This is a genomic window from Rhizobium sp. RAF56, assembly GCF_052113965.1.
Taxonomy (GTDB): Bacteria; Pseudomonadota; Alphaproteobacteria; order Rhizobiales; family Rhizobiaceae; genus Rhizobium.
The window spans coordinates 37,259-44,869 of record NZ_JBFRDU010000039.1 but is presented as its reverse complement, the minus strand read 5'-3'; the positions used below and the strand labels follow the sequence as shown (position 1 = coordinate 44,869).

Annotated in this window: 6 protein-coding genes and 2 pseudogenes; 1 reads left to right on the top strand and 7 read right to left on the bottom strand. The window is 56.6% G+C overall.

The genetic code is table 11. From position 1 onward, the window contains the following. Window positions 1-136: transposase domain-containing protein (locus AB4048_RS24115; protein WP_442204525.1), on the top strand; the 136-nt coding region annotated here is incomplete at its 5' end. A 9-nt stretch (window positions 137-145) separates the two neighbouring features. Here the strand turns inward: AB4048_RS24115 and AB4048_RS24110 are convergent. From AB4048_RS24110 to AB4048_RS24080, 7 genes and pseudogenes are all read right to left on the bottom strand, one after another. Beyond that, window positions 146-640, bottom strand: a pseudogene (locus tag AB4048_RS24110) (IS3 family transposase); the annotation flags it as partial. 44 nt (window positions 641-684) lie between these two features. Next, window positions 685-1,035 (bottom strand): transposase, encoded by a 351-nt coding sequence (locus tag AB4048_RS24105; protein ID WP_442204524.1) that lies wholly within the window; start codon window positions 1,033-1,035, stop codon window positions 685-687. Between the two features lie 214 nt (window positions 1,036-1,249). Next, window positions 1,250-1,461, bottom strand: a pseudogene (locus tag AB4048_RS24100) (transposase); the annotation flags it as partial. Window positions 1,462-1,524: 63 nt separating this feature from the next. Continuing rightward, window positions 1,525-2,652: a hypothetical protein gene (locus tag AB4048_RS24095; RefSeq protein ID WP_442204523.1), complete on the bottom strand. Its 1,128-nt coding sequence runs from the start codon at window positions 2,650-2,652 to the stop codon at window positions 1,525-1,527. Then, entirely contained in the window at window positions 2,649-4,904 is a 2,256-nt protein-coding gene (locus AB4048_RS24090) for a capsular polysaccharide export protein, LipB/KpsS family (protein WP_442204522.1), read from the bottom strand. Before AB4048_RS24090 ends, AB4048_RS24095 begins: the two co-directional genes overlap by 4 nt. A 154-nt stretch (window positions 4,905-5,058) precedes the next feature. Continuing rightward, window positions 5,059-6,354: a hypothetical protein gene (locus AB4048_RS24085; protein WP_442204521.1), complete on the bottom strand. Its 1,296-nt coding sequence runs from the start codon at window positions 6,352-6,354 to the stop codon at window positions 5,059-5,061. A 65-nt stretch (window positions 6,355-6,419) separates the two neighbouring features. Continuing rightward, window positions 6,420-7,580, bottom strand: a complete 1,161-nt coding sequence (locus AB4048_RS24080; protein ID WP_442204520.1) for a polysaccharide biosynthesis/export family protein — start codon at window positions 7,578-7,580, stop codon at window positions 6,420-6,422. Window positions 7,581-7,611: the final 31 nt, after the last annotated feature.

The following is a 7,611-nucleotide window of genomic DNA, read 5'->3' as shown; positions in this document are numbered from 1 at the left end:
GCTCAACGATGTCGAGCCGCTGGCCTATCTCTCAGACGTCCTCACAAGGATCATCAACGGTCATCCAAATAGCCAGATCGACGACCTGCTGCCGTGGGCCTATGCCCCAAAACCCGAAATCAAAGCCGTGGCCTGAAAACACCGCTTACAGTGTGTCGCGGTAGAGCTCAGCAGCATATTGCGAGCCACGATCGGAATGGTGGACCGCGCCCGGCAGCGGCTTTCGTCGATCAATGGCTGCCATCAAGGCTGCAAGTGGCAGCCGTGCGTCGATGGACCGACCGATAGCGTAACCAACGATCAACCGCGACCAGGAATCAAGAATGATGGCGACGTAGATGAAACGGGTCGGCAAGGAGACATAGGTGATGTCGCTGACCCAAAGCTGGTGGGGACCGCTCGGGATGATGTCCTTCGCCAGGTTCGGGAAGATCGGGCCGTCGTGCTCACTGTCAGTCGTGGCGACGAACCGCCGCCTGATCTTCGGCCGCAGATCGTGTTCACGCATGAGGCGGCGAATCTTCTTGTGGTTCACTATAAGGCCTTGCTGTCGCAGGGCCGCACCGACGCGCCGGTAGCCGTAGAACTCGAACTCGTCGCAGATCGCGAACATCGCTTCGATGATGGCGGTATCGTCGGCCGTCCTTTCCGGGCGGTCGTACTAGGTCGAGCGTGCAATGCCCATCAGCCGGCATCCTTCGGTGACGGAGATGCCAGTGGCCCGGTGATCACGGATGTAGCCCCGCTTCTCGGCCGCGGTGCGCTTTTCAGAGCCCCCTTTAGAAACTCCAGTTCCAGCGCCTGTTTTCCGACGAGACGTTTGAGCGCGGCGATTCGGGCTTCGTATTCCTGGATGAGGTCGACGGCCTGAGCGTCTTCATCGAACGCGCCTTCCTCATACTTTCGGACCCAAATCCGGATAAGGGTGCGCGACACCTCGTGGCGTTTGGCCAGACCATGCAGCGTCTCGCCCGCGATAAACTCCTGCGCGACCTGCCGTTTGAACTCGATACTGTGACTACGATGTCTTGCCATGGGTTCCACTTTCGGAAACCCGACAACTCTGGTCAATTCGTCAAGCCTATTTGTCCACCCTCAGGGGCGCACTCCAGACAGGCACATCGATGGACACGTTGAAGACCCGACCCGAACAACATCGTGAGGCGACGACCTCCGAAAGGACCATGACCCGGCAAGGATGTTGCAGGCGCTTGACGACATCCGCAATTAAAGGGCCGATTGACAATCCCTGGGAAAAGGCAGTGGCGATGAACATGGAGACGACGGGTCGCTCGCTCTTTCCAGCATGCGCCAAGGCATTTCGCATGAAATGAACCCCGCAGCGTTGCCAAGAGAACCTTGGAGACGGCGGCCTTTAAGCCTTCATGTGCCTCCGAGACGACGAGCTCGCAGACCGCGCCCGGAAAATTTGCGCAGGAACTCAGTCCAAATCGGCTCGGCACCTCCCGGCGTCCGTCGGGGGGTGGTTCAGGCAAGCCACAAATGCTGCCGTAGCAGTCTAGTCTAGCGCCAATAGGCCTCGTCGGCGAGACTTGGAACGGTGTTTGCTTCCGACTCGGCGTCAGGTGCTGATTGAACGTTTGTGTAGTCTTCGCACAGTGTCATTAGCCAAGTTTCTGTCTCACCCGTCGCGGGATTACGAATCGTGCGCGCATAGGCACGGTCAGGGCTGCCCCTCCCCGCCGATGAAACCTCCATTTCTGGGCTGAAACTGAATGTCCCATCGACCGGCGGACCACAGCGGTCACGCGCGTAAAGCGCTTGGGCCAGCGGGATTGCGCCTATCTTATTGCGTGGATTGGTCCAATCTTGCCGTGCCCATTTTTCCCAACGGGCAAGGCCGAATTCGCGAGTCCAGTAGGTTTGTTCCATCTGCTGAGATTCCCCCTGCGAACGTTGACTACGGGCAACCTTTGCAAAGTGGTCGGAGACGATGGAGACCAGCCGTCGTCCGGATTTGTAGGTAACCTGAGTGACCGCCCACGTCGTCAAGGCCCGGCGATATTGGATGGCGCAGGGCCCCATGTGATCGGAGGCGGCACCTCTGAGTAGTTTGCTTTCGAAAACGCCATAACCGGTCGACCCGAGAGGGGGTACGGCGGTGGGCGCGATCACCCAGCCCCGGAAAAATCGCTCTGAAGTGTCGGAATGCTCCAGGCAGCCCGAGGATTCGAACACGGAGAGCATGACGGGGCTGTAGCTCCCCATGATGAAACCATAGCCGTTGTCTCGCCATTGGATCGACGCGCCATTTCCGGCTAGCGCATCGCCCGCGCAATTGTCGGATCGATTCCGGATCGTCGTGCTCACAATTCGCGTATTGCTACCACGAACTAATGGAAGGTTAAGTTTTGAAATCGAACCTTGGCGGCAATTTGCTGCAGGTGCCGCGAAATTGCCGAGCCGGTAGGGCGGTATTTCCCCGGGTTTTACATTGCGATGATGGCGACACTCGCGTTCGCCCGGAACTGCATTGACTATGCGGCCATCGGCTTCGGTGCATACATCCATGACCATGAAATCATAGATATCCCCCAGCGCCTCTTGAGCGTTCACCGGACGGCGAGGTAGAAGCACCATGACGCAGATGAATGAGAAAAATAGAAGGAGGATAGGCTGGCGAAATCTCATCGGTGTTTTCCGACCGCTCGATCATCCAAGTGTTCCAGCTGAACGCCTTCGAATATCAGCGTACCGATATCCCTGTCGCTGTGACTGAAGACTCTAAACTCATACGAGCATTGCTCCTTTACATCGAATTGCAATGTCGCGATGTCGAGATGTCCCAAATCCAGTTTTGCGGCGGCCGCAATACCGGTGGCGGGAGTATACACGTCGAGCGTAACCAACGCGGCGTTTCTGGGAGGGAGCGAGAAGAATCCATTGCGGCCGCGTTTGAACTTCATGAGGAATGTTACGCGCCATCGCCCCTCCGCCAAAGGGAGATGCGGGCCGAAAATCACATGTCCTTGTCCTTCCAAAGGCACTAGGCGCAGTTGGGATCTGAGTACGGGCGGATCGCGGTAGTTAAAAGCGTTATGTGGGATAAAAAACGGACGATATGCGAGGATCGAGGTCGTGAGTTTATCGCGCTCAGTATCGGAAAGTCCCGGGAGACGTCTATCTCTTAAAAGCACCGCGATGCAGGGATCATCGTCCGAAGCTATAGTCAGCGTCGTTCCACCCAAGCCAAACATCTCCACCTGCACAGCGGAGTCGCTCATGTCGAAAAATCCTTTGATATCCGCGATTGATAGCTTCTGGATTGCCCAATCGGGGCGCAGCGCCATCTCGGTTGTGAAGATGACACCTTGTCGTTCAGTGACCACGCTCACCAATTCGCGGAAGGCCGTTCGGGGATCATGGGAATTTGCGAGGTCAATTTGACGCGGAAGAATCTCCTGCAAGAGGGCCTCGCGAAAAAGGGCCGGCAAATCCGCTTCGTAACCGGCAAGGGGAGAGAGTTTGGTTTCCACGCGCGGACCACCAAAGCGATGGGGAAGCAAATCCTCGTGGAAGTATCCGTTCAATAGCAAGCGGTCGTCGCTGGATAACTCCGCCAAGGCATCGCGGATGTCGTTCACGTTCTTAAGTGCCGCTTCTAGGCTGCGGGCGGCGCGGGCAAGCGCCTGAGCGTCGCTCCCATACCATGGCAAGCGCTGCTTGGGCGGATCGACGCTAGCCTCCGCCAGGATTATTGCCATTTGTGGCCCGTCACCTTGTTTCACAAGACAATCTCTGAGAAGACGCCATAGAAATAGAAGTACTTTTTCACGCGGGGGTGGGACCAATGAAGACGCTGCCGACAACGCGTCTGGCACCATTCGGACATCCGCAAGATCAGTAGTTAAGCCCCTGCGAGCATAGATTGGATCTCCCCATACCAGTACGGGTATCCCAGCGAGTAGCGCCTCCAGGCCGACATTCGACGAATGCGTTGCGACGGCGTCCGAGAGATCAAACAGATCGTGAATGCTAACATTCGAGACGACACGAACCCGGTCAGAGCCAGCACTGCCTCGGCGATTCATTGAGGATTTGGGATGGGGCTTGAAAATTGCCCGCCAACCGTCCGGCATGCAGTCGATCAGTGTGTCGTAGATGGCATGCAGGTCTGGATAGCCGCGCAGGCTAATTGTGACATTGGCGTCGTGGGCGATTTGTCCAGGAATGAAAAGAATAGGTTTCGCCTGCTCTTTCGCCCACGCGCGGAGTTCGGCAAGTTCCTTCTCATCCGAGATCTGCGGATATTTAGAAAGCCGATTTTCCCTCCATCCGCGCGCGAACGCGGCCGTTTCGTCAAGCTCATCTTGGCCACCCTCAAAAAAAGATTGGCTTTTGGCGAACCGGTCGAAGCGGCAATCGCCGCGGAAGAAGTGTGGTGAGTAGGGATCCGCGAAGTGAAAGCCCGGGAAAAACGGGCTTTCCCAGTAGACGTAAGGAATACGCCTGTGGGCAGCCATCACGGCGAGAATGCGTGAAACCACTTCCGCCCCATGGGCGATGAAAACCACTTTGGGCGCAAGTCGCCTCATCAAATCATCGGCGATGAGCGCCAAGCCACGAAGATGTTGGCTCCACACAGACTCCATCAGCACCGTATCAGTTCTGATATCCTTCGCTGCTAGGCTGTGAGCGGAGAGGTCGATGAGATCGAGAGAAAAGCCAAACTTTTGGTGAAAGGCATAGTCCGATAGTCTTGGCGAGGCCTCGAAACCACCGGGAAGAAGGAAGACACTATCCTCGCCGTGCAACGCTTCTCCATCATCCCAGTAGGGAACAATTAGCGGGTCTTTGCCCGCGCCTCTAAGCGTATCACAAAGTAGACGAGTGTTCTCCGCCGACTCGGCGCCGGGCAGGCGGAAGACAAGGATTTTTTCCATCAGGGCGACCTAGCAGTATGCGAGCATGCATTTTCTCATTTGGAAGCCGGCATAGAAAGCATAAATCAATTCGCGGCTTATCCCCCTAGACAAGCCGACTGTAATGACACTCTTGGGCGGCTCCTGCCGAAATTTCCGTCTTCGAATAGTGGATCTACGCGTGATCGCGAATGCTAAAATAGACGAGCGTGGAGACAATCCACATTGCGACTGCCGCAACAAATACCAAAATTGTATCAATAGCTCCGTGCGGATATGCGGCCGTCTCCGGCATTCCGGGATGGACGTAAGTCGCAAGATAGATCTGGTTGTTGCTGGCCTGCATGCGCGCCGCTTCGTAGGCGGTCAGTGTCGATTGATAGAGCTTCATGGCGATGTCGGTATCGGCCTGGAGCTGGTCATATTTGGCGACCAGCTGCGCGTCGTCGAGCGTCCCGCCGTTTTCCGGCTCTTCGGCGCTGCCGATCTGAGCCTGCAACTGATCGATCTGCTGCTGCGCCGCGGCAATCTGGGTTTTCAGAAGGCTGAGTTTGGGTGAAGATGGGCTCATATAGCTGCTCAGCGAAGCATATTCCGCCTTGAGCTCGGCGAGGTTGCCACGCATCTTGGCAGTGAGCTGGATCTTTTCGTCGGCTTCCCTGCGAGCGTCGAGGGTTTTTTGACCCGCGCGCAGTTCCGTCTGCTGCGCCCGAACGTCCCTCAATCGCATTTCGGCGCGGTCGAGTTCCGTCTTGGAAAACGCCATTTGGCTCTGCCGCGCCTTCTCGGAAATGTCGTTGACCAATTTCTCGCTCAGGCTCTCCAATGCGGTCGCGATATCATAGGCATCTTTCGGGGTGAATGCGGTCACCTGCACCGTGTTGATGCCGGTGGCCAGATCATAGTTCGTCGACGCCCGGCGGGCCCAATATTTGGTGAGCTGTTCGACGGACGGGTCCTCTGAAAGGCGCGACAGGAAATCGATGCCGTCGCGACGATAGAGCTTTCTGAGGTCTACCGCCTTATCAACTTCGGTGATCGCATCGCGACTCAACGCATAATCGGAAACGATATAGCTATTCGACATGGCAACGGCGGCTTCCGCTGCCAGGGGCATCGTCGCACTCGCGCCATCGGCAGCCCGAACGGAAAAGCGAAATTCCGACATGTATTGCGGTGACGCGATGAATGCGAAATAGAGCGCACCAAGAATCGTCGGCAGAGCGACCAAGATGAGGAAGGAGAGTTGCGACCCGGATAAGCCGCCGATCTTGAACTTTGCGCGCCATCCGGCGGTATGCTCGACCGTTTCGCGTACGCTCCTTTGTGGCAACGAAGCGGGTTGAGGATTCGCCTTTGCCTTCACGACCCGTCTATCGGGACGAACCTCGTCGAGCCGCAAGAGGAGGGAGTTTTGGTCGACACTAGTGTCTCTTTGATCTTTGGCCTTCAACGCGTTGGTTTCAGTCAAAGCCGCCTCCTAAACAAGCGTGCGGAACGTGGCAATCAAACATCTACGGACTTCCGCTCGTTGGCTCAAGGTGAAACAGAATTGGAAATCGAGGCGGCCTGAACCAGCGGCGCGGTTGTTGAGCCGATAAGGGATGTGAATTTGCGCACTTCCGCCATGGACGAATTGGCGATGTAGATGAGATCGCGGTTGCGAACACTGAAGTTCTTCAGCAGGAAGAAGCCGTTAGGATCGGAAAGATCAATCTTATAGATAACATTGGCACTGTCACCGATGCTCGTGACGGGCCTTCCGGGCGCCAATTGACGCACTAGGCTGATCGGCTCGGCACGATAGACGAAGACGCCCTTGGCGTTGGCGCGATCGTCATTGAGGCCGCCCACCTTGGCTAGCGCCTGATTCAGATAGAGTTGCGCCTCGTCGAATTGTACGGACGCATTGGCCGCCGTGGCGCCGAACACGGTAAAGCTTCGAGGTTGACGGATCAGCGCAACCACATCCCCGGGCTGCATATAGATATTTTCGGCCGGATCGGAAAATAGCCGCTCCATAGGAAGCGTCTCCGTGCGAGCGCCACGTGTTATCTGGATCGCTAGTTGGTGCGCTTCGATGCGGGGGCCTCCGGCCATGGCGACGATGTCCAGAAGCTTCTCACCGCGCGGTGAGAGCGGAACAAGTCCGCTGTTTGCCACTTCGCCAGTCACGGTGACGGTGTTGGAAACGTTCTTGACGACACTGACGAGAACCTGCGGCTCGACCGCCAGTCCCTTAAGAGCGTTTTCGATTTCGACCTTCACTTGGTCAGGCGTCTTGTTCGCCGCCCGAATCGCTCCGGCATAAGGAACGGAGATGGTGCCGTTTTCGGAAACGGGCTGTTGGGGAATTTGCGTGCCGCCGGTGCCGCGAGTCGATGTCCCGGAAGAAAAGAGGCCGTTGTTCGCGGCTTCCCAGATAGAAACGACAACATTGTCTCCAACGCCGATTTGCGACGAGCTTGTTCTTTTCCTATTGCCGAATTTCGCCGACAGCTGTTGATCGACGCGGGCAGATAGGATCTGCGTCGTTTGGGGGGTAACCTCAACGACCGTGTAAGGCGCCGAGGTTGATTGAGCAGTGGCGAGGATTGTATCGGCGCTCGGCCCTGAACTCGACATACCAGTACACGACGTCGCGCAAAGACAGGTCACCGCTAACGACAAGCCGGAGAACAATTTTAAGTATTCCATAAAATATCCATTACGCATAGCGCTTGCCACG